The sequence below is a fragment of the Flavobacterium sp. LM5 genome (assembly GCF_002017945.1).
GTDB classification, from domain to species: domain Bacteria; phylum Bacteroidota; class Bacteroidia; order Flavobacteriales; family Flavobacteriaceae; genus Flavobacterium; species Flavobacterium succinicans.
Window position 1 is genome coordinate 853,973 of record NZ_MUFX01000001.1, and the last position, 21,240, is coordinate 875,212.

Genomic DNA, 21,240 nt, shown 5'->3' on the forward strand with positions numbered 1-21,240 from the left:
ACAAATTTTATTCCATATCTTTTGTAACATTTTCAAACAATGGCAGTCTTATGCTTTAGAATTGATATAATTTAACTTTTTATAAAGTCAGATTGGTAGTAAAAGACGTAGTATTGTTATAAATATTGTAAGATGATTGAAATTAAAGATTTACACAAATCCTATAAAATGGGATCTTCGGAATTACATGTTTTAAAAGGAATTAATTTCAATATCAAAGAAGGGGAATTGGTTGCTATCATGGGTTCATCTGGTTCGGGGAAATCAACATTACTCAATATTTTAGGAATTTTAGACGAAGCGGATTCTGGAAGTTATATACTTGATACTGTTCCGATAAAGAAATTGAATGAAACCATTGCTTCCAAATACCGCAATCAGTTTTTAGGATTCGTATTTCAATCGTTCAACTTAATCAATTACAAAACAGCGTTGGATAATGTAGCCATGCCTTTGTATTATCAAGGTATCAAAAGAAAAGAACGCAACGAAATTGCCATGAAATATTTGGGAAAAGTTGGTTTAGCTACCCATTCGCATCACTTGCCCAATGAGCTTTCAGGAGGGCAAAAACAAAGAGTCGCAATTGCTAGAGCGTTAGCTTCTAATCCCAAAGTGTTGTTGGCCGATGAACCTACGGGTGCTTTGGATACTAAAACTTCTTATGAGGTAATGGAATTGATTCAAGGGATCAATGACGAAGGAAAAACCATTTTGATTGTGACCCACGAACCGGATATTGCGGCTATGTGTAAACGCAATGTGGTGTTAAAAGATGGATTGATCATAGATGATAAATTAGTAGAACAAGTTAGAGCTTCTTCTTATGTTTAATACTGAACGCTGGCAGGAAATTTTCGAGGCGATTGCCAAGAACAAGTTGAGAACCTTCTTAACGGGTATTTCTGTGGCTTCTGGTATTTTTATTTTAGTGATTTTGCTTGGAGCGGGCAAAGGGCTGCAAAACGGAATAGCCAAACAATTTGAACGCGATGCCGAGGGAATTATTGAAGTTTGGACGGGCACCACTACAAAAGAATACAAAGGGTTGAATCCCGGAAGAGAAATACAGTTTAGGAATAGTGATTATGACTTGGCGGTTACCAAATTTGATGATAAATTAGATCGAAGATCAGCAGTTTATTCTTACTGGAATGGTGTTATCGTTTATGGAAAAGAAACAGGAAATTATCAGTTCCGGGGAATCTATCCAGATTATTTAGCTTTAGAAAATGCAACCATCGTTAGTGGACGTTTTATTAACGAAAATGATTTGTTGCGCAACGAAAAAGTCGCAGCTATTGGTCAAAAAGTGAAGCTGGATTTATTTAAAGATAAAAATTCTATTGGAGAACAAATCGTAATCAATAATGTGAATTTCACAGTAGTTGGCGTTTTTACGGATCCTTCGGGAGAACGCGAAGAGTCAAGAATTTATTTACCGATCACCACTACTCAAAAAGCCTTTAGCGTAGGCGACAAAATTAGCAACATGCAATTTACGCTGAATAAAAAAGCTACTTATGAAGAAGCTTTGGCACAATCCACCAAGTTCACTACCGAATTAGGGCAAATGTTGAGAAGTAAAAATACCGTCGCTCCTGATGATGAAAGTGCGATTGGAATTAATAATTCTATTGAAAATGCCAAACAATTTTATGATCTAAATCTCTACATCCGTTTGTTTTTTTGGTGGGTCGGAATTTGTACCATTATTGCGGGAGTAGTCGGGGTGAGTAATATCATGTTGATTATTGTAAAGGAGCGTACCAAAGAAATCGGAATCCGAAAAGCATTGGGTGCATCACCCGTTTCAATCGTTGGAATGATTTTGCACGAGTCTATTTTTATTACAACTATTGCCGGTTTTGTTGGACTTCTTTCTAGTTTGTTGTTGTTAGAATTAGTAGGGCCGTATGTGAAAAGCGATTATTTTTTGAATCCTGAAGTAGATTTTGGAGTGGCCATAACGACCTTAATTTTATTGGTTTTTGCGGGGCTTTGGCTGGTTTTTTTCCAGCGTATCATGCTGCCAAAATCAAACCTATTGTAGCACTTAGAGACGAATAATTATGTTTGATAGAGACAAATGGAATGAAATTTTAGAGGCCTTGACGGCCAATACCTTTCGAACGATTCTTACGGCTTTTGGTGTTTTTTGGGGTATTTTTATCTTGGTTATTCTGCTAGCTGCAGGTAATGGCTTAGAAAATGGCGTTAAAAAAGGATTTGATGGAATTGCAACCAACACTATGTTTATGTGGTCTCAAACGGCTTCAAAAGCCTATAAAGGACTACCCGCCAATCGAAAATTTAATTTCAAAAATGCTGATGTTTCGGGTTTAAAAGAAAATTTTCCAGATTTGTTGTATGTGTCGCCAAGAAATCAGTTGGGTGGTTTTGAAGGGGCTAATAATGTGGTGAGAGGGACCAAAACGGGTGCATATTCCATTTATGGTGATTATCCAGAGTTAATCAAACAACAGCCAATGGATATTTTAAAAGGGAGGTTTTTGAACCAACAAGATATCAATCTAAAACGTAAAGTAGCCGTAATTGGTCGTGGAATTATAAATGAAATGTATGCACCTGCCGAAGAAGTAATTGGTACCTATATTAAAATAAACGGTGTCAACTTCTTGGTGGTGGGAATTTATAAATCTAAATCAAATAATAGAGATGGTGGTGAAGAAGGGCAAAAGGAAATTTTTGTTCCTTTTACCTCCTTTCAACAAGCTTTCAATTTTGGCGATACCGTTGGATGGATGGCGCTTACGGCTAATGATGGCGCATCTATTACGGAATTGAAACCCAAAATTATTGAGTTTATGAAAGGCAGGCACTCCATAAATCCTGCCGATGATCGTGCCATTGGAAATTTTGATTTATATGCGGAATTTAGTAAAGTACAAGGATTATTCGCGATTTTGCGATTTATAGCCTATTTTGTTGGAACGCTTGTATTGCTTTCTGGAGTAATTGGAATTTCAAATATTATGTTGATTGTCGTAAAAGAACGTACCAAAGAAATAGGGATTCGTAGGGCTTTGGGTGCGACTCCAGGAGCGATTAGGACCCAAATTTTAACCGAAGCTATATTTTTAACCATTATAGCGGGAATGTTTGGTATCGCCATGGCAACGGGCGTTTTATGGATTTTGAATATGATTTTAGATTCCATGCCAAGTGAAGATATGATGTTTGCCAACCCCAGTGTAGACCTTACTGTAGTGTTTTTTGCTTTAATGATTTTAGTGGGTTCCGGATTGTTAGCGGGATTAATTCCTGCTCAGATCGCTATTAAAATCAAGCCAGTGGACGCTTTAAGAACAGAATAAATATAGAAGTAAAACGATAATCAATCAAAAAATGAAAAAAGGAGTAACCATAACTATTTTAATTGTAATCGCACTGGTCTTTTTTGGTGCTTTATACTATTTGTATTCCAAAAATCAGGAGTCGCCAGTGGTGTTTCAAACGGATAAAACCGAAACGAAAACCATTGTAAAAACGACTATTGCTACAGGGAATATTGTTCCAGATGAAGAAGTTTTAATCAAACCGAACATTTCTGGAATCATCGAAGAAGTGTATATCAAAGCTGGAGAAACGATCAAAGCTGGAGATCTGATTGCTAAAATCAAAGTAGTGGCGAATGTTTCTTCTTTGAATACTACTCAAAATCAAGTGCAAACGGCCAAAATTGATTTGGACAATCAAGAAAAATTATTTCAAAGACAAAAGACCTTATTTGACAAGGGAGTAATTTCTGCTAACGATTTTGATGCAGCTCAAGTGGCTTACAAACAAGCCAAGCAGAATTATGCTGCGGCTAGAAAAAGTAACGATATCGTAAAAACTGGAACTACATCTGGAATGGGGAATTATGCTAATACTTTGATTCGTTCTACGGTAAACGGAATGGTACTTGATGTTCCAGTAAAAGTAGGAAATCAAGTTATTGAAAGTAACAATTTCAATGAAGGAACCACTATTGCAAGTGTGGCCGATGTAGGAAGAATGATTTTTGTTGGAAAAATTGACGAATCTGAAGTAGGTAAAATAAAAGAAAATTTACCAATTGAGATTACGGTTGGTGCTATCGAAAACAAAAAATTCGATGCGGTTTTGAATTACATTGCTCCAAAAGGAAAAACCGAAAATGGTGCGATTCAATTTGAAATTAAAGCGAAAATGACCAATAGAGATAACACCTTTATTAGAGCAGGATTAAGCGCCAATGCTTCAATTATTTTAGAAAAAGCCGATAAAGTTTTGGCTATCAAAGAAGCCTTAGTCCAATTTGATAAAAAAACACAAAAACCTTATGTTGAAATTCAAACTGGACAGCAGAAGTTTGTTCGTAAAGATCTAGTTTTGGGTGTAAGCGATGGAATTTATGTTCAGATAAAAAGCGGAATTAAGGCTACAGACAAGATAAAAGTTTGGAATCAAGGCTTGCTAACTGAAGAGCCTAAGCCGTAATTAAGCCCCATAAACTAGTTGCTAATTTTGAAAAAATGTTAAATTTGTGCAGTATATTTGTTGCACTTTCATTCCCGATTTATGAAAAAAAATAATTATTTAAGTTTAGTATTCTTTTTGTTCGCTTCCATTGTTGGAACGGCACAAACCAAGAGCTGGACTTTAGAAGAGTGTGTAAAATATGCGGTAGACAACAATATTTCTATCAAAAACACGGAGTTAGATATCAAAACGGCCGATATTAATAAAAGAGGAGCTTTTGGAAGTTTTTTACCCTCAGTAAATGCTAACGCTTCTCATTCTTGGAACATAGGTTTGAATCAGGATATTACGACTGGTTTATTGCGAAACCAAACTACACAGTTCTCCTCGTTCGGAGCCTCAGTTGGAGTGGATATTTATAAAGGTTTGCAAAATCAAAACAATCTCAGAAAATCCAATTTGGCGATTGTAGCTTCAAAATATCAGTTGCTCAAAATGCAAGAGGATATTGCCTTGAATGTAGCCAACGCTTTTTTACAAGTTTTGTTTAATAAAGAAAACTTGAAAGTTCAAAACGAGCAGTTAGCGATTATTGAAAAACAATTGGTTCGTTCCGAAGAACTAGTAAAAGCCGGATCTATTCCAAGAGGTGATGTATTGGATATTAAAGCAAATGTAGCTACTAACAAACAAAACGTAGTAACGGCAGAAAATGCTTTATTGATTTCGAAGTTAAGTTTAGCGCAATTGTTGCAATTAAAAGAATTTTATGACTTTGATGTTATTGATAATACTTCTCTCAAAGATGAAAACAACATCTTAGGGCAACAAGTAACTGCCATATATGACAAAGCGAAAGAAACTAGAACGGAGTTGAAAATTGCAAAAACGAATCTAGAAGTTGCTGAGAAAGATGTAGCTATTGCAAGAGGTGCTTATCAACCTACATTACAAGGATTTTATAGCTACAATTCAAGAATTGCTTATGCGGATCAAACATTTAAACTGAATGATCAAACCGTAACGGTATCGGCTCCGCCTTTTTGGGATCAATTTCGTGATAATAAAGGACAGGCTTTTGGTTTACAACTCTCCGTTCCAATTTTTAACGGATGGTCAGTAAAAAACAATGTGGATCGTAACAAAGTCAATTTAGAGAAATCTAAAATAGCTTTGGAACAACAAGAATTAGACTTGCAAAGAAATGTGTATACTGCTTTCACGGACGCTAAAGGTGCTTTAAAAACACATGAATCAGCTATTGTTGCTTTAGAATCCAGACAAGAAGCTTTCAATTATGCTAAAGAACGTTATGCGGTGGGCATGATGAATTCCTTCGATTTCAATCAAGCGCAAACCTTGTTGACTAACGCGCAATCTGAAGTAATTCGAACCAAATACGACTATATTTTTAAAATTAAAATACTTGAATTCTATTTTGGAATTCCAATCTTAAAAAACTAATTCATTATGTCTAAGAAAACCATTTATATACTTTTAGCCGTTGCCGTTGTCTTAATAGGAACCTTAGTAGGACTTTCCAAATCAGGTGTTATCGGAAATAAAGATCAAGGAACCGAAGTTGAAATTGCTAATGTTAGCGCATCGACCATCGTTGAAACTGTTTCTGCCACCGGAAAAATTCAACCCGAAATTGAAGTAAAAATATCTTCTGAAGTGTCTGGAGAAATCATCGCTTTGAATGTCAAAGAAGGACAAGTGGTAAAAAAAGGCGATTTGTTGGTAAAAATAAATCCCGATTTGTATACCTCTGGATACAACAGAACGGTCTCGAATTTATCAGGAAGTAAAGCCGTGTTAAATCAATCAGAAGCTTCATTTAAAGAAGCCAAAGCCAATTACGATCGTAACAAATCTTTGTACGATAAAGGCATTATATCTAGAGCCGATTGGGACAAAGCGATTGCTTCTTTCGAAGTTGCTAAAGCGAATAAGCAAAATGCGTATTACAACGTGCAAAGTGCTTCTGCAACTGTTTTGGAGGCCAAAGATAACTTGGGAAGAACCACGATTTATGCTCCAGCAGACGGAACGATCTCAGTGCTAAATGTTGAACTTGGTGAACGCGTTTTAGGAACACAACAAATGGCTGGAACTGAGATTTTACGAGTGGCTAATTTGAACAATATGGAAGTAGAAGTAGATGTGAATGAAAATGATATTGTAAAAATTAAAGTTGGTGACGAAGCTAATGTTGAAGTAGATGCGTATTTAAAAAAACAATTCAAAGGGGTAGTGACCAGTATTTCGAATTCAGCGAGTTCTGCGCTAACGGCGGATCAGGTGACGAATTTTAAAGTAAAAGTGAGAATTTTAAAAGATTCTTATCAAGATTTATTGCAAGGAAAGCCAGCAACTTATTCTCCGTTTAGACCGGGAATGACAGCTACAGTAGATATTATTACGAATACCAAAACGAATATTTTGACTGTGCCAATTAGTTCAGTAGTGGTAAAATCGGATACGGCAGCGGTACAAGAAATTAAAGTGGAAGATCCGAATGAGGACAAACCAAAACCGAAAAGCGATAAAAAATTCGAATGTGTTTTTGTAAAAGTCGGAACCAAAGCCAAAATCAGAGTGATCAAAACAGGGATTCAAGATGATACCAATATTGAAGTGTTATCTGGCCTTAAAAAAGGCGATGTAGTAATTACAGGTCCTTATACCACAGTTTCCAAGGATTTAAATTCAGGAGATAAAGTCTCGTTAAAAACAGACAAAGACAAAGAGAAAAAAAAATAGTTTAGTATAAATTCAACTCGAAAATCACAATCTAAAGTTTAGATTGTGATTTTCGAGTTTATATCATTTAAGTTTTGGCCTACATACTCAACATCGAAACTGCTACTAAGAATTGTTCTGTAGCATTAGCAAAAAATGGAAGTACATTAATTTGTAAAGAATTGGCTGAGGAAGGGTATTCTCATGCTGAGTTTTTGCACGTATTTATTGAAGCAATTATAAAGGAAGCGGGTATTGCTTTTGCTGATTTAAAGGCAATTGCCGTTAGTCAAGGCCCAGGTTCTTACACCGGTTTACGAATTGGGGTTTCAGCGGCCAAAGGATTATGCTATGCCTTGGGAATTCCGTTGATAGCCATTGATACAATGCAAACACTAGCACAACAAGTACAACGAGTTGAGGGTTATATTGTTCCCATGATAGATGCTAGAAGAATGGAAGTCTATAGCGCTATTTTTACATCAAATTATGAAGCTGTTAGAGAAACACAAGCCGAAGTGATTACCGAAAATTCATTTGCAGCAATTAAAGAAACCATTTATTTTATTGGGGATTGCAACGAGAAATGCAAAACGGTACTTTCAGCGCCTAATTTTGTTTTTTTAGAAGGAATTCAATATCCTTCCGCCAAAGAAATGAGTGCTTTGAGTTTTGATAAATACCAAAAAAGCGACACCGTTGATGTCGCTTATTTTGAGCCTTTTTATTTAAAAGATTTTATGATCACGACCAAAAAGGCGCTTTAATTTTTTAATGAAGATTCTCTAACATAAGGTTGTATTACAATTCCTGCTGCATCAAAGGCTTCTTTGCATTGTTCAAGAGTGTCTGAATAAACAGCCCAGAAATCTTCGTTTTTCGCCCACGGACGAACCGCTAGTTGGATAGCATTATCGGTTAGGTTTTTTACGCTTACGTCGGCTGCAGGTTGCTGTAGTATTTTTGGATTTTTTCTAAGGACTTCTGTAATTATGTCTTTAGCTTTTTTAATATCCGTTGCATAGGAAATCGCAATGGTCAAATCGGCTCTTCTTTGACCCTGCATAGAATAATTGATAATCGTGCCATTCGAAAGAATCCCGTTGGGAATAAAAATTGTTTGATTGTTGGCCGTTAGTAATTTTGTTACAAAAATTTGAATTTCTAGCACCGAAGCAATTTGTCCCTGTGCCTCGATCGTGTCACCAACTTTAAATGGTTTGAATAAAATGATCAGCATGCCGCCCGCAAAGTTGGATAAAGATCCTTGTAATGACAAACCTACAGCTAAACCCATAGCACCCAAAATAGCCACAAAAGAGGATGTTTCAATGCCTAGTTTTGAGATAAAAGCAATAAACAACAGAATTCGCAAAGCCCAAATTAAGATATCTGCTAAGAATTTAGTTAGCGTAGGATCTAATTCTCTTTTTACCATTATTTTTTTGATGATTCTAGAAATTAATCGAATGGCATAAATTCCAATGATTAAAATGATAAACGCTGAAATTATTTTAGGCGAATATTCAATTACGGCATTCCACAATAAGGATGCATAATTAGAAAGCTGATTTGGTGATACTTCCATTGATTTGTTTTTTTAATTAAAAAACCTTCTCTTTTGAGAAGGTTTACAAGACAAAAATACTTAATTTTTGTATTTTAAAAGCTATTTTGTTAGATCGTTAACGTCTTTGCCTGTCTCTTCTATAGTTTCTTGAACGGTATCAACTGTTTTTGTTGTTGTATCATTGGTTTTTTCTTTTACTTGTGCCACCAAATCGCTAAGTGCCGTTTCAGCTTTATCTGCGTATTCGTTGATAGTTTCCTTAGTTTTTTCAATTACAGGGCTTGCTGCTGCAGTTACCTTTTCTAAGGTTTCTTCCGCCATTTTTTCCGCTTGCTCTAAATAAGGAGTTGCTGTTTCTTTTACTTTTTCAAAGGTATCTTCAGCAAGCTTGATCGTTTGGTCTAGGTGTGGGGCGGCCGCTTCTTTTACTTCTTCAAAAGTGGATTCTGCTTCTTTAGCTAATTCTGATGCAGTTTCTTTTGCCGTTCCAAAAAGATTTTTAAAAAATGATGTTACTCCCATGGTATTTGATAGTTTAAAGATTAGGCTACAATAGTAATCAATTTATCGTGGAAATCTTTCTTTATTAATTTTAAAATAGCTAAAAATTAATTGTTTAGGTGTTTTTGGAATGAAAAAAGCGCCTCACTTGAGACGCTTGATTTAATGTGGGCAGAAATTATACTGCTTCGACTTTTATATTTTCGTTATTCAACATGCTTTTTAGCATGTTTTCAATACCACTTTTTAAAGTAAATGTTGAAGATGGACAACCATTACAGGCTCCTTGCATCATCACTTTTACAGTATCTGTTTGTTTGTCATAGGAGTGGAAAACAATATTCCCACCATCCGCAGCTACAGCTGGTTTAACATATTCCTCTAAGATGTTGATGATTTTTTGAGAAGTTTCATCTAGACTGTCAAAATTGTCGTCTTTTGTTTTTTCATCTTTCAATGAAATATCCAACAATGATTCATCGATAACCGTTCCTCCGTTTTCAATAAATTGCTTGATAAAAGTTCTCAATTCTAAGGTGATTTCTTGCCAATCGTTGATTTCGTATTTGGTTACAGAGACATAATTCTCGTCGATGAAAACTTCTTTTACATAGGGAAATTTAAATAATTCCTGTACCAATGGCGATGATTTGGCTTGGTCAATATTTTTATACTCTATTGGAGTTTTAGTTAGCATTTTGCTCACTACAAATTTTAGCGCAGCTGGGTTGGGTGTAGTTTCACCATAAACGGTAACCGGTTGCTTTTTGGTTTTGTTATCCTCAATGTTGATAATGGTACCGCCATCGTTCACGAATTTTTCAATTTGTTCAGCTACTGCTTCTTGAACGTCAGTCCACTCAACAATGCTAAAACGTTCAATAGCTACAAAATTTCCTGAGATATAAACCGTTTTAACAAATGGTAAATAAAATAATTGTTGTGCTAAAGGCGAGCTCTTGGTCTCGTCTATGTTTTTGAATTCATAACTTTCATTTTGTGTGATGAAATCTGGGAACTCAAATTTTAATATGGTTGGATTTTGTGTTTCTTTTATTGTTACTTGTGTCATGACTTTAATTTTTTGCAAAATTACTAAAGTTATTTTCTACTTAAACCTAATTTGTATAATTTATATTATAATTGACTAATAAATAGTACTTTTATAGGATTGATTTCATTGATCTTAATTTTAAATTTAATGCTTAAAAATTGTTTCTTTTTGTTAGTTACCTTTCTTTCAACTTTTTTGCTCAAAGCTCAAGAGGGACTGCCCGTTTATTCGGATTATCTATCTGATAATTATTACTTAATTCACCCATCAATGGCAGGAGCTGCTAATTGTGCAAAAGTTAGACTTACCGCAAGAAAACAGTGGTTTGGGCAAGATGACGCTCCACAATTACAAACATTAAGTTACAATGGTAAAGTGAGTGATAGGGCAGGCGCTGGGGTAATTGTTTTTAATGATAAAAATGGATATCATTCTCAAAAAGGTGTGAAAGCTACTTATGCTTATCATTTACTTTTTTCTCGTGATGAGGTTGATTTGAATCAACTTTCTTTTGGATTAAGCGCTGGATTTATTCAAAGTCAATTGAATGAAACCGAGTTTATACAGTCTGGTGATTTTGATCCGATTATTGATGGAACAATAGTACAGCGCGATTCTTATTTTAATTTTGATATTGGAGCTTCTTATAATTTCCTGAATTTTTATGCACATGCTACGGTCAAAAATGTTGTAGAAACCAGAAGAGATATTTATACAGTGTACGAGAGTGATAATTTGAGAAAATATTTATTGAGTGCCGGTTATCTTTTTGGTAATAGAGATAAGATCTTGTGGGAGCCTTCGTTATTGTTTCAATTAACTGAACGAACCAAAGAAAAAGCTATTGATATCAACTTAAAAGCTTATAAAAATCTTGATTTTGGAAGTCTATGGGCAGGTTTGTCTTATAGAAGAAGTTTTGATGGAGCAGAATATCTTAATAATAACAGTGTTGAAAAACAAAATTTACAGTTTTTTAGTCCAATTGTTGGGGTGAATTACAAGAATTTTATGATGGCTTATACCTATTCTCAAGTGGCAGGTGCTGTTCGTTTTGATAATGGAGGGTATCATCAAATTACCTTGGGATTGAATTTGTTTTGTAAACCTCAAAAGTATGATTGCGAATGTCCAGCAATCAACTAATTGTAGTAATAATTTTTATTTATGTTAATTAAATCGGTAAAGGGGAAATCTCCTCAAATCCCTGAGGATTGTTTTATAGCGGAGAATGCCACTATAGTAGGCGAAGTGTATATTGGTGAAAATTGTAGTATTTGGTTCAATGCAGTACTACGTGGTGATGTCAATTCAATAACCATTGGCAATAAAGTGAACATTCAAGATGGTGCAGTGATACATTGTACTTATCAAAAACATCCCACAGTTATTGGGAATAATGTTTCTATTGGTCACAATGCTATTGTGCACGGATGTACTATTCATGACAACGTTTTAATTGGGATGGGAGCCATTGTGATGGACAATTGCGTAATTGAGAGTAACTCAATTGTTGCGGCAGGATCTGTAATTACTCAAAACACCGTTGTTCCTTCAGGGACAATTTTTGCAGGAGTTCCTGCAAAAAAAGTAAAAGACATTGATCAATCTGACTTTGCAGGCGAAATTGAGCGTATTTCTAATAACTACGTAATGTACTCAAGTTGGTTTAAAGAGGAGGAATAATATTTAAAACGCTGTCTGAATTATTCCATAGCGATTTTCTAAAATATCGTCCAGCACTTTTGGATCGGTATTGGTATAAAAAACAGGGAAGCTTTTCTCCAAATTCGAAAGGCCTACTTTTTCATTTAAAACATTTTGCGTTTGTTTCGCAACTGCCTCTCCAGAATCAATGATTTGAATATGGGGAGGTAGTATTTTTTTTATTTGTGGAATTAAATACGGATAATGACTGCAACCTAAAACCAAATAATCAATGTTGGCATTGATCATGGGTTGTAGGTATTCGTTTAACAATTGGGTCATTTCGGGTGAGTTCATGTTGCCACTTTCAATTAACTGTACCAAACCATGTCCAATTTGTTCTATGATTTTGGTATCATGGTACATTTCCACCGTTTTATTGAATAACTCGCTATTTAAAGTTCCTTGAGTGGCCAAAATACCGATGGTTTGCGTTTTGGAGTGAAGGGCGGCAGGTTTTATAGCAGGTTCTATGCCAATAAAAGGTATTTTGTATTTTTCTCTTAATTCTTTGATCGCATTTGTGGTTGCGGTGTTGCAAGCTACTACAATTAGTTTGCATCCTAAAGTCAACAAGTATTCCGTGTTTTTCATACTCAAGGCAATGATCTCAGCCTTGGTTTTTTGGCCGTAAGGCGCATTTTTACTGTCGGCCAAGTAAATGGTTTGTTCATTAGGAAGTAATTCATGGATGGCTTTCCAAATAGAAGTTCCTCCAATACCTGAATCAAAAATGCCGATGGGTTGATTGTTGTTCATAAAAACAAAATTACTCAATTATCAACTTTGTTCAAAAAAAAACTGCTCCATTCAAGTGAAGGAGCAGTTAATATTAGTGTAAAATTTTCTTAGAATCCTAAGTCTTTTTTAACATCAGCAGTCAAATCTGGACCATCAGCTAATAGTAAAGAAGCACCATCTAAAATGTATTGCATTCCTTTTGCTTTTCCAATTTTTTGGATTGAAGTTCTCACTTTGTCATATAATGGTTTAGTGATATCAGACTCTTTTTGTTGTAATTCTTTTTGTGCGTTGTCTCTGTAAGCTACAATACGTTGTTGCATGTCTTGAACTTCTTTTCCACGAGTTTCATTTACTGCATCTGTAACCGTTTTTGCTTCTGCTTCGTATTTTTTTAGTAAGTCTTGGTATTCAGTAACCATTTTTTTGTATTCAGCATCATATGTAGTGCTTAGCTTTTCTAGTTGTTTTTGAGCATCTAGCATAGCAGGCATTTTTGTCATAATTTCAGCAATGTTTACATGTGCTACCTTTGCTTGAGCAGTCATTGTGTTTGCTCCCAATACTACCATTGCTGCGATTAATAAAGTTTTAATTTGTTTCATTGTTTTAAAAAATTTAATATTAATTTACTTTTGTTTTTAGTTTTAATTCTTCTTCTTTTGCTTTTCGCTGTGCTTCTCGTTCTTCTAATATTTTCTTTCTTTTCTCTTCTAATTCTTTCTTACGATTGGCAATCTCTTGCTTTTTAGCCTCTGCTGCTGCTGTTCTTTCAGCGGTTATTTTTTCTCGTTCTACTTCTGTAGCTGTTTTCGTTGCAGGCGCTGCTTCTTTTGATGTTGAAGTTGCTTGAGTTGCTGTTGTTGAATTAGTAGTTTCTTTTTCTACTGTTGCAGAAATTGTGCCATTTCTTTTCGCTTCTCTTTCTTCTTTTATTTTTCGTCTATTTTCTTCAAATTCTTTTCTTTTTTGTTCTTGAAGTTGTATTCGATCTTGAAGTAGTTTTTCTTTTGCGGCTTTTTTAGCATCTAATTCTAATTGACGCTCGTTTAGTTCTGGGTTTTCATCCAAAGCTTCTTGGATTTTCTCTTTAACTAATTGGGCTTCGAGTTGCTTTTTGCTTAATTGTTCTCTTTTTTCAGAATTGTTTAGTTTTCTTAAAACTTGATCACTGATGTCATATCGCTTTGCGGCAAATAACATAGTAAAATCGGATGTTTTATCGAAAATAAAATCAAATTTTTGTTTTTCGGCAATATCTTGTACTACTGTAAAAACTTGATCTTGTACCGGTTTTGACAAAGAACTTTTTTGTACCATATAATCTCCATTAGGTCCAAATCGTTTTTGTTGAAAAGAAACTAATTCTGCTTCTAAAAAATTGATTTCTGTTTCTCTTTCGTCTATCAGTGCTCTAGTGAGTAACGCTTTTTCAATTGAAAGTGTTTCTTTTAGTTTCTTGATATCACTTTTTTTAACTTCAATTTCTTGTTTCCAATTTTGAGCTTTTATCTCTAATTGATTGGTTGCTTCGATGTATCCGTTTACATTTTGTAAAATGAATTCCATGTCGATGTAACCTATTTTTGGGCCACGAGATTGAGCAATGTTGTTTTCAACTATAAAAAGGGATAAAAATATAAATAAAATATGTTTTCTCATAACTTTTAGACTTGATTATAGTTGAATCAAAAAAATTAGAATTGCTGTCCTATGATAAAGTGTGTTTCCCATCCGTTGGCTTTGGTTTGTCCTGGTAAGGCATCAAAACCATGTCCAAAGTCGATTCCAAGTAAACCAAAGGCAGGCATAAATACACGCAAACCAAATCCAGCGGAACGACTTAAGTCAAAAGGATTGTAGTTTTTAAAGTTGGTATACGATGACCCTGCTTCTAAAAATGCTAGTGCATAAATGGAAGCCGATGCTTTTAAGGTTATTGGATAACGTAACTCCATAGAGAATTTGTTATAAACTGTAGCTCCGTCTTGAGAACCGTTAACTAATGGCGTTAAAGAGTTATTCGGATATCCTCTAAGTTGTATGGTTTCTCTACCGTCCATTGCAAAGTTAGCCATACCGTCACCTCCTAAAAAGAAACGTTCGAATGGAATTAAACCTCGGTCTTGGTTGTAGGCTCCTAAGAAACCAAATTCTCCCAATGTTCTTAAAACGAGTTTTCCATATACTTTAGTATACCAATCGGCTTTAAATTTAATTTTATAATATTCTAACCAGTTGAATTTTTGTTGGTCAACTTTGGCAGGATCAGCTGCTGCATCTTTATAGTCTGTTACACTATTAGGTCTTGTATTTTGTGTTGGAATTGCTTCAACATAGTCGCCTTTGTTTACAATAATACCATTATCTCCAACATAAGAATCTCCAAGGCTACCATCATATTTGTATTTGTTTTCCTTTAAATTCTCTAGGTTTTTGTAATCCACTTTATTGAATAAAGAATAAGGAGGTGAGAATTTAGCAGAAAAAGTAAACTCAGATCCATAGGTTGGGAATATTGGATTAATCCCTTTGTTAGAGTGAGTGATTCCGATGGTGTACGCTAAGTTGTTTGAGAATCCATTTCCAAAACTAAATAGTCCTGTAAAATAATTGTTCAAGTCATAGCTTTGAAAACTTATAGCATGTGATAAATAAGTAAAATCATCTGGTTCGCTCAAACGTTTGGATATTCCTAATGAAAGAGAAAGGATGTTAAAGCTTTTGCTTCTATCTGCTCTACCTGTAGTAAAATTATTTAAGAATTGTTTACTGTAGGATAATGAGCTACTAAAAGAAACTGGTTTTTTACCACCAAACCATGGTTCTGAGAAGGATACACTATACGTTTGAAAAAAGGTACTTGCTTGAAGACGTAAGGAAACTTTTTGACCATCACCCATTGGTAAAGGTTTGTAGGATTCCTTGTTAAACATGTTTCTAGCCGAGAAGTTGTTGAATGATAATCCTAATGTTCCAATGAAACCTCCACCGCCATAACCACCTTGTAGTTCGATTTGGCTTGCTCCTTTTTCAACTAAATTGTATTCAATGTCTACAGTTCCAGCTGCAGCATCAACATTTTTAAATTTTGGATCAATAGCTTCTGGATCAAAAAATCCTAACTGACCAATTTCACGGATGGTACGAACCAATTCGTCTTTGCTATATTTTTCTCCTGGTTTTGTGCGGAGTTCACGATAAATAACGCGGTCATTGGTTTTGTCGTTTCCTACTACAGATATTTTATTAAAATAGGCTATAGGTCCTTCGGTTACTCTGATTTCAAAATCAATGGTATCATTAGCTGTTTTTACTTCTACAGCATTAATGTTTGAAAATAAATAACCATTGTTTTGGTACAAATTGGTGATGTCTTCTCCGTCAGGTTTTGTTTTGTCAGCAATACGCTTTTCAAGCAATACGCCATTGTAGGTATCTCCTTTTTGAATACCTAAAACTTGTAAAAGACCGTTGTCTGGATACACTGTGTTTCCAAGAAATTTGATATTTCCAAAATAATATTTATTACCTTCTTCTATATTGATTTTTATGGCAAGTGCGTTTTTTTCTTTGTCATACGATACAGAATCTGAAACGATTCTGGCATCACGATACCCTTTTTCTTTATAGGAAGCAATTACTTTGTCTAAGTCTTCTTTATATTTTGATTTTATGAATTTCGATTTTTTAAATACGCGAGTTATTTTCTTTTGTTTGGTGTCCTTCATCGCTGCCTTTAAGGTTTTGTCGGACACTTTTTCATTTCCAATAAAATCGATCGATGCTATTTTGACTTTGTCACCTGTGTCTACATTGATGAGCATGTTGACATGATTGCTAGTTACAGAATCAGCAGGTGTGTTGTTTATTACAACCTTTGTATTGTAATAGCCTTCTTTTTTATATTTGTTTTCGATGTAATTTTTCGTTGTAGTGATAAGGTTTTCATTAACAATTTTTCCTTTTTGCAGGCTATTGTCTTTGATTAATCCTTCGATTTTATTTTTCTTAACACCGTTGAATTTTACCTCTTTTAGCTTGGGTAATTCTTGAATATTCAACTCTAAATATACGCTATCGTTAACAATTTTGTTTACATAAAAATTGATTTCATCAAATAATCCTAGTTTGCCTAGTTTTTTGATAGCGCTACTAATTTCTTCACCAGGGACAGTGATTTCTTGTCCTTTTTCAAGCCCTGAAAAGGTAATTACTGTTTGTTCGTTAAAACTTATTTTTCCGGTTACATCTACTTTAGCTAGAGTGTATTTTTTGCCTTGATCAAACGGAATACGCTCTTGCGCTATTATTTGTGAAAAACTTCCAAAAAGGAGTAAGGTAAGGGCTGTTTTTATACTTTTATGTAACACTAAACTTTTATTTAATTTGTTCACTTGTTTTTCCAAATCTACGTTCTCTGTTTTGATAACTGAGGATGGCCTCATATAAATCGTCTTCTTTAAAATCAGGCCACAAAACTGCTGTAAAATATAACTCAGCATAGGCGATTTGCCAAAGCAAAAAATTGCTTATTCTGTGCTCTCCACTTGTTCGAATTACTAAATCGACATCCGGTAAGTTGTGCGTGTAAAGATGCTGATTTATAATTGAATCGTCAATACTGTCAATTGAAATTATATTATTTTTAACTTTTTCGCTTATTATTCTTACTGCATTTGTTAATTCTTCTCTAGATCCGTAGCTAAGTGCTAGGGTTAGTGTCATTAATGTATTGTCTTTGGTGAGCTCAATTACTTCCAAAAGTTGTTTTTGAGCATTTTTTGGTAACAACTCTAAATTGCCAATAGCATTCAATCTGATGTTGTTTTTTTGTAAGGTGTCTACTTCTTTTTTGAGCGCATTGATGAGCACTTTCATTAAAGTATCTACTTCTAATTTAGGTCGTTTCCAATTTTCGGTTGAAAAAGCATATAAAGTTAAGTAGTCTATGCCTAATTCAGCACAAGATTGAATGATTTTTTTGACTGATTTTGTTCCGTTTTCGTGACCAATGGCTCTCAAGAAGCCTTGCTTTTTTGCCCATCGTCCGTTGCCATCCATAATAATAGCTAGGTGTTGGGGAAGTCTTGTAAGGTCGATTTTTTGTAGTAAATCCATATTAGTAGGCGCAATAACAAGGTTTCTCGCCAAAAGTATAAGTTAATGTAATGCCAGAAAACACATACCAGTCCGTGTTGTTGATGTTTCCAAATCGTAAATTTTGTAAATTTTCAGCACTCGGATTGTTTCCGTCTATATTGTCTGTAAAGGTGTATCTTGCTCCTACTTCTAGTCCAATAACAAAGCGACGACTAAAATTAGACTTAATGCCTATTGCCATCGGGATGGCTATTGAATTACTTGTTTTGTCTTTGTAGGTGTCGCCAATGCTGTCAATATACAACTCATCATGAAAAAAGAAATTTAAACCCGAAAAGACATAAGGTGTTACTTTTACTTTTGATTCATGTAAATTGAAATCAAAAAAGTTGAATTCAAGACCGCCAGAAAGTTCTTTGATGTTGTTTTTAAAGGAGTAGCCACGTTGTAATCTACTGTTTTCTTTGGAGTCAGCATCATTAGAGTAGAGTTGGGACTGTGTGTAAGAAAAGCGGTAGGCGTGTCTAGGACTCTTATTCCATTTGTACAAAATACCATACGCCATTTTGTTGGGTGCAATGTAAGTGGTAGGCCCAATGTCGCCTACATAATTACTTCCTCCTGCAAAAATTCCTATCTCGTGGATTTGAGAGTATGAAATGCTGCCGGAAAAGAGGATTAAAAGTAAGTAAACGAATTTGTTCATAGGTAATAAATCGCATGCAAATATAATAATATTCAATACCAATTAGTATTCTTGCTCATAAATGTGTGTTTTTTTTGAAAAGATATTCTTTTTCAAAAAAAAAGCGTTGATAAAGTTCTTAAAACGAAAAAAAAGTTAGGTATAGTATACTTTTACTAAAAAGAATTTAATTTCTTCGGTCTTCTCCCCAAAGTAATTTATTTCGAAGTGTTTTCAAGAATGTTTCCTCTTGTATTTCAACCATGTTGATTTTAAAAGGTGTTTTTTTGATGGTCAATACCGATTCGTTTTGAATTGAGGTAATTCGTGAATCGAGTGAGACTAAGTATTGATCCTCACGTCCCGTTACCCGAAGTACAATTTCGGTATCGTCTGAAATTACCAAGGGTCTAGCGTTCAAATTGTGTGGTGCAATTGGGGTGATCACTAAGCTCTTTACGTCTGGAGTTAATATGGGGCCGCCACAACTCAATGAATAACCCGTGGTGCCTGTTGGTGTGGCAATGATTAAGCCGTCTGCCCAATAGGAGTTTAAAAATTCGCCATTTAAGTAGGTTTCTATCGTAATCATTGAGGTGGAATCTTTTCGGCTAACTGAAACTTCATTTAACGCAAAATCTAAGGCAAGTATGGTTTCGTTTTCTGGTGAGCAGGTTAAGCTAAGAAGGGTTCTCTGTGATAAAGTGTATTTTTTATCTAAAACCAATTGCATAAAAGCAGCAATATTTTCTTTTTGAACATTAGCTAAAAAGCCCAGTCTGCCTGCGTTGATGCCTAACAGCGGTACTCCAGAATTGCTAACTAAAGTAACGGCTCTAAGCATTGTACCATCACCACCAATACTGATTAGCATGTCAAAACTACTGTCGAGTTCGGTGTGTGAGCTAAAGGTTTTGTATTCTTTACTGACAATTTTTTTTTCGTAGAGCATGTTGAGAAACGTAGCTTCGATCACCATTTCTACATTGTTTTTATTAAAAAAAACAAAAATGTCTTTGATGATGGGTTCTGTGCTAACCAAATAATATTGTCCGTATAAAGCTACTTTCATGAGTTTTGAGTGTTCGATGGCGAGATAAACTAGATGTTAAGGTATTTATCCAAATAATCGGATCGTTCTTTCAGATTGTTGATATAATTGTCTTCTTGATGTTCCGAAATGATTTCGTAGTTGTAGCGACGAAAGGTTTGAATGATATCGTTCATCGCGCCTAAACTTATTTTAATGGTAATTTGAACAGATTCTGTATTAGCTTCCGAAACAAAAAGGCCTAGAAGTTTACCGTTATTGCTTTCTACAATCTGAGTAATTTGACTCATAGAGTATTCTAGTATTCCTTTCTGAACCACGAGAATGCCTCCTTGCTCTTTTAAAAAAGGGGTTTCATGAAAAAACTTGATGATATCTTCTATTTCGTAATAACCTACGTAGGTGTTGTTTTCGTCTAGGACGGGGACAAGATTGGTGTGGTTTTTGGCAAAAACTTCCAAAACATCTAGCCAAATCATCTGTGTTCTTGCGAAAAAAGGTTCTAGTGCAAAGCGATAATCGGCTACTTTTTTGTCTCCATCAAAAGTTTCAAGATCATCTTTAATGAGGCATCCAATATAAATGCCGTCCTCAACTACAGGGAAATGTGAAAATGGAATTTCAAATAAATCCTCTTGAGTAGCTACAATGGTTTCTTGGCTATCAATGGCTTTGTAGTCGTTGGTGATATAGTTTGAAATCTCTGTCATTATTCTTTCCGAAATATTTTATGCAAAATAATCAAAAAAAGGCAAAAAGTCCTAGGTTTTACTTTGTATTTTTGTGGCATTAATGCAATGTTTGAAAATAGTATTCGATTCAATATGACAAAATTAAGTGTAAACATCAATAAAATAGCTACTTTACGTAATGCAAGAGGCGGAAATGTTCCCAATTTACTACAGGTAGCCAGTGATATTCAAAAATTTGGAGGACAAGGGATTACCATTCATCCTCGCCCAGATGAGCGTCATATTCGCTATCAAGATGCTCGTGATTTAAAACCAATCGTATATACAGAATATAATATCGAAGGGAATCCACAGCATAATTTTATTGATTTGGTATTAGAATGTAAACCAACTCAAGTGACTTTGGTTCCAGATGCTATTGGAGCGATCACTTCTTCTGCGGGTTGGGATACCGTTGCTAACCAATCTTATTTGACCGAGGTGATTCAAGAGTTTCAGCGCCACGGTATTCGAACTTCAATTTTTGTTGATCCCATTGCAGCTATGATCGAAGGGGCTCAAAAAACTGGAACCGATAGAATAGAATTGTATACCGAAGCCTTTGCTCATCAATACAGTTTGGGCAATGAAAAAGGTATCGGACCTTATGTAAAAGCCGCCGAATTGGCCAACGAATTAGGTCTTGGAATAAACGCAGGTCATGATTTAAGTTTGGATAATATTCAGTTTTTCAAACAAAACATTCCCGGTTTGCTAGAAATTTCTATTGGTCATGCTTTAATTGCCGAAGCACTTTATCTTGGGCTAGACAATGTGGTGAATATGTATTTGCAAAAGTTAAAGTAATTAGAAAATTAAATAATTATGATTAGAGAGAATTGGGGTGTAATTGCTTAATTTCGCATTTTTCTTATTAAAATTAAG

The 21,240-nt window shown here is 34.9% G+C and carries 20 protein-coding genes and 1 pseudogene; 10 read left to right on the forward strand and 11 right to left on the reverse strand.

The window, feature by feature from the left end; genetic code table 11:
- The first annotated feature begins 132 nt into the window (after positions 1-132).
- The 7 genes and pseudogenes from BXU11_RS03565 to tsaB all read left to right on the forward strand — a co-directional run bounded on the left by BXU11_RS03565 (position 133) and on the right by tsaB (position 7,979).
- On the forward strand, positions 133-834 hold the full coding sequence (locus tag BXU11_RS03565; protein ID WP_078211033.1) for an ABC transporter ATP-binding protein: 702 nt from the start codon (positions 133-135) through the stop codon (positions 832-834).
- Positions 827-2,070: pseudogene (locus BXU11_RS03570) on the forward strand (ABC transporter permease). The gene BXU11_RS03565 and the pseudogene BXU11_RS03570 overlap by 8 nt, the downstream one beginning before the upstream one ends.
- A gap of 2 nt (positions 2,071-2,072) precedes the next feature.
- Entirely contained in the window at positions 2,073-3,338 is a 1,266-nt protein-coding gene (locus tag BXU11_RS03575) for an ABC transporter permease (RefSeq protein ID WP_078211034.1), read from the forward strand.
- Between the two features lie 31 nt (positions 3,339-3,369).
- Positions 3,370-4,485 carry an efflux RND transporter periplasmic adaptor subunit gene (locus BXU11_RS03580; protein WP_024980418.1) on the forward strand — a complete coding sequence of 372 codons (1,116 nt, stop codon included), beginning with the start codon at positions 3,370-3,372 and terminating at the stop codon, positions 4,483-4,485.
- 81 nt (positions 4,486-4,566) lie between these two features.
- Complete coding sequence (locus BXU11_RS03585; RefSeq protein WP_078211035.1) at positions 4,567-5,931, forward strand: TolC family protein; 1,365 nt, start codon at positions 4,567-4,569, stop codon at positions 5,929-5,931.
- Between the two features lie 6 nt (positions 5,932-5,937).
- Positions 5,938-7,233 carry an efflux RND transporter periplasmic adaptor subunit gene (locus BXU11_RS03590; protein ID WP_078211036.1) on the forward strand — a complete coding sequence of 432 codons (1,296 nt, stop codon included), beginning with the start codon at positions 5,938-5,940 and terminating at the stop codon, positions 7,231-7,233.
- A gap of 74 nt (positions 7,234-7,307) precedes the next feature.
- Positions 7,308-7,979: a tRNA (adenosine(37)-N6)-threonylcarbamoyltransferase complex dimerization subunit type 1 TsaB gene (tsaB, locus tag BXU11_RS03595; protein WP_078211037.1), complete on the forward strand. Its 672-nt coding sequence runs from the start codon at positions 7,308-7,310 to the stop codon at positions 7,977-7,979.
- Here the strand turns inward: tsaB and BXU11_RS03600 are convergent.
- The 3 genes from BXU11_RS03600 to BXU11_RS03610 all read right to left on the reverse strand — a co-directional run bounded on the left by BXU11_RS03600 (position 7,976) and on the right by BXU11_RS03610 (position 10,355).
- Positions 7,976-8,800: a mechanosensitive ion channel family protein gene (locus BXU11_RS03600; RefSeq protein ID WP_078211038.1), complete on the reverse strand. Its 825-nt coding sequence runs from the start codon at positions 8,798-8,800 to the stop codon at positions 7,976-7,978. The two genes, tsaB and BXU11_RS03600, sit on opposite strands and share 4 nt — an antisense overlap.
- 81 nt (positions 8,801-8,881) lie before the next feature.
- A complete protein-coding gene (locus BXU11_RS03605) occupies positions 8,882-9,304 on the reverse strand; it encodes a hypothetical protein (protein ID WP_078211039.1) in 423 nt (140 codons plus the stop codon).
- Between the two features lie 157 nt (positions 9,305-9,461).
- Complete coding sequence (locus BXU11_RS03610; protein WP_024980424.1) at positions 9,462-10,355, reverse strand: NifU family protein; 894 nt, start codon at positions 10,353-10,355, stop codon at positions 9,462-9,464.
- 129 nt (positions 10,356-10,484) lie between these two features.
- On the opposite strand from BXU11_RS03610, the gene BXU11_RS03615 reads away from it, so the two are divergent.
- Both BXU11_RS03615 and BXU11_RS03620 read left to right on the forward strand, forming a co-directional pair.
- Positions 10,485-11,483: a type IX secretion system membrane protein PorP/SprF gene (locus BXU11_RS03615; RefSeq protein WP_024980425.1), complete on the forward strand. Its 999-nt coding sequence runs from the start codon at positions 10,485-10,487 to the stop codon at positions 11,481-11,483.
- Positions 11,484-11,504: 21 nt separating this feature from the next.
- Complete coding sequence (locus BXU11_RS03620) at positions 11,505-12,023, forward strand: gamma carbonic anhydrase family protein (protein WP_078211040.1); 519 nt, start codon at positions 11,505-11,507, stop codon at positions 12,021-12,023.
- A 3-nt stretch (positions 12,024-12,026) separates the two neighbouring features.
- Here the strand turns inward: BXU11_RS03620 and murI are convergent, their stop codons facing one another.
- The 8 genes from murI to BXU11_RS03660 all read right to left on the reverse strand — a co-directional run bounded on the left by murI (position 12,027) and on the right by BXU11_RS03660 (position 20,334).
- Entirely contained in the window at positions 12,027-12,803 is a 777-nt protein-coding gene (murI, locus tag BXU11_RS03625) for a glutamate racemase (protein ID WP_078211041.1), read from the reverse strand.
- Between the two features lie 89 nt (positions 12,804-12,892).
- A complete protein-coding gene (locus tag BXU11_RS03630) occupies positions 12,893-13,390 on the reverse strand; it encodes an OmpH family outer membrane protein (RefSeq protein ID WP_024980428.1) in 498 nt (165 codons plus the stop codon).
- Between the two features lie 19 nt (positions 13,391-13,409).
- On the reverse strand, positions 13,410-14,447 hold the full coding sequence (locus BXU11_RS03635) for an OmpH family outer membrane protein (RefSeq protein ID WP_024980429.1): 1,038 nt from the start codon (positions 14,445-14,447) through the stop codon (positions 13,410-13,412).
- A gap of 35 nt (positions 14,448-14,482) precedes the next feature.
- The gene (locus BXU11_RS03640; protein ID WP_078211042.1) at positions 14,483-17,233 is read right to left on the reverse strand and encodes an outer membrane protein assembly factor; all 2,751 of its coding nucleotides are present in this window, start codon (positions 17,231-17,233) and stop codon (positions 14,483-14,485) included.
- Positions 17,166-17,906 (reverse strand): isoprenyl transferase, encoded by a 741-nt coding sequence (locus tag BXU11_RS03645; protein ID WP_078211043.1) that lies wholly within the window; start codon positions 17,904-17,906, stop codon positions 17,166-17,168. Before BXU11_RS03645 ends, BXU11_RS03640 begins: the two co-directional genes overlap by 68 nt.
- A gap of 1 nt (position 17,907) precedes the next feature.
- Positions 17,908-18,594: a DUF6089 family protein gene (locus tag BXU11_RS03650; RefSeq protein WP_078211044.1), complete on the reverse strand. Its 687-nt coding sequence runs from the start codon at positions 18,592-18,594 to the stop codon at positions 17,908-17,910.
- 166 nt (positions 18,595-18,760) lie between these two features.
- On the reverse strand, positions 18,761-19,645 hold the full coding sequence (locus tag BXU11_RS03655; protein ID WP_024980433.1) for an NAD kinase: 885 nt from the start codon (positions 19,643-19,645) through the stop codon (positions 18,761-18,763).
- A 29-nt stretch (positions 19,646-19,674) separates the two neighbouring features.
- Positions 19,675-20,334 carry a CBS domain-containing protein gene (locus BXU11_RS03660; RefSeq protein ID WP_024980434.1) on the reverse strand — a complete coding sequence of 220 codons (660 nt, stop codon included), beginning with the start codon at positions 20,332-20,334 and terminating at the stop codon, positions 19,675-19,677.
- A gap of 114 nt (positions 20,335-20,448) precedes the next feature.
- Between BXU11_RS03660 and BXU11_RS03665 the strand changes: the two genes are divergently transcribed.
- Positions 20,449-21,162 (forward strand): pyridoxine 5'-phosphate synthase, encoded by a 714-nt coding sequence (locus BXU11_RS03665; protein WP_078212052.1) that lies wholly within the window; start codon positions 20,449-20,451, stop codon positions 21,160-21,162.
- The last annotated feature ends 78 nt before the right edge of the window (positions 21,163-21,240 follow it).

Bases quoted from the DNA above. Each gene is read 5' to 3' on its own strand.
- BXU11_RS03600 (WP_078211038.1), bottom strand. From the start codon at position 8,800: ATGGAAGTATCACCAAATCAGCTTTCTAATTATGCATCCTTATTGTGG.
- BXU11_RS03660 (WP_024980434.1), bottom strand. From the start codon at position 20,334: ATGACAGAGATTTCAAACTATATCACCAACGACTACAAAGCCATTGAT.
- BXU11_RS03645 (WP_078211043.1), bottom strand. From the start codon at position 17,906: ATGGATTTACTACAAAAAATCGACCTTACAAGACTTCCCCAACACCTA.
- BXU11_RS03665 (WP_078212052.1), top strand. From the start codon at position 20,449: ATGACAAAATTAAGTGTAAACATCAATAAAATAGCTACTTTACGTAAT.
- BXU11_RS03590 (WP_078211036.1), top strand. From the start codon at position 5,938: ATGTCTAAGAAAACCATTTATATACTTTTAGCCGTTGCCGTTGTCTTA.
- BXU11_RS03655 (WP_024980433.1), bottom strand. From the start codon at position 19,645: ATGAAAGTAGCTTTATACGGACAATATTATTTGGTTAGCACAGAACCC.
- BXU11_RS03585 (WP_078211035.1), top strand. From the start codon at position 4,567: ATGAAAAAAAATAATTATTTAAGTTTAGTATTCTTTTTGTTCGCTTCC.
- BXU11_RS03650 (WP_078211044.1), bottom strand. From the start codon at position 18,594: ATGAACAAATTCGTTTACTTACTTTTAATCCTCTTTTCCGGCAGCATT.
- BXU11_RS03635 (WP_024980429.1), bottom strand. From the start codon at position 14,447: ATGAGAAAACATATTTTATTTATATTTTTATCCCTTTTTATAGTTGAA.
- murI (WP_078211041.1), bottom strand. From the start codon at position 12,803: ATGAACAACAATCAACCCATCGGCATTTTTGATTCAGGTATTGGAGGA.
- BXU11_RS03610 (WP_024980424.1), bottom strand. From the start codon at position 10,355: ATGACACAAGTAACAATAAAAGAAACACAAAATCCAACCATATTAAAA.
- BXU11_RS03630 (WP_024980428.1), bottom strand. From the start codon at position 13,390: ATGAAACAAATTAAAACTTTATTAATCGCAGCAATGGTAGTATTGGGA.
- BXU11_RS03615 (WP_024980425.1), top strand. From the start codon at position 10,485: ATGCTTAAAAATTGTTTCTTTTTGTTAGTTACCTTTCTTTCAACTTTT.
- BXU11_RS03620 (WP_078211040.1), top strand. From the start codon at position 11,505: ATGTTAATTAAATCGGTAAAGGGGAAATCTCCTCAAATCCCTGAGGAT.
- BXU11_RS03575 (WP_078211034.1), top strand. From the start codon at position 2,073: ATGTTTGATAGAGACAAATGGAATGAAATTTTAGAGGCCTTGACGGCC.
- BXU11_RS03640 (WP_078211042.1), bottom strand. From the start codon at position 17,233: ATGAGGCCATCCTCAGTTATCAAAACAGAGAACGTAGATTTGGAAAAA.
- BXU11_RS03580 (WP_024980418.1), top strand. From the start codon at position 3,370: ATGAAAAAAGGAGTAACCATAACTATTTTAATTGTAATCGCACTGGTC.
- BXU11_RS03605 (WP_078211039.1), bottom strand. From the start codon at position 9,304: ATGGGAGTAACATCATTTTTTAAAAATCTTTTTGGAACGGCAAAAGAA.
- BXU11_RS03565 (WP_078211033.1), top strand. From the start codon at position 133: ATGATTGAAATTAAAGATTTACACAAATCCTATAAAATGGGATCTTCG.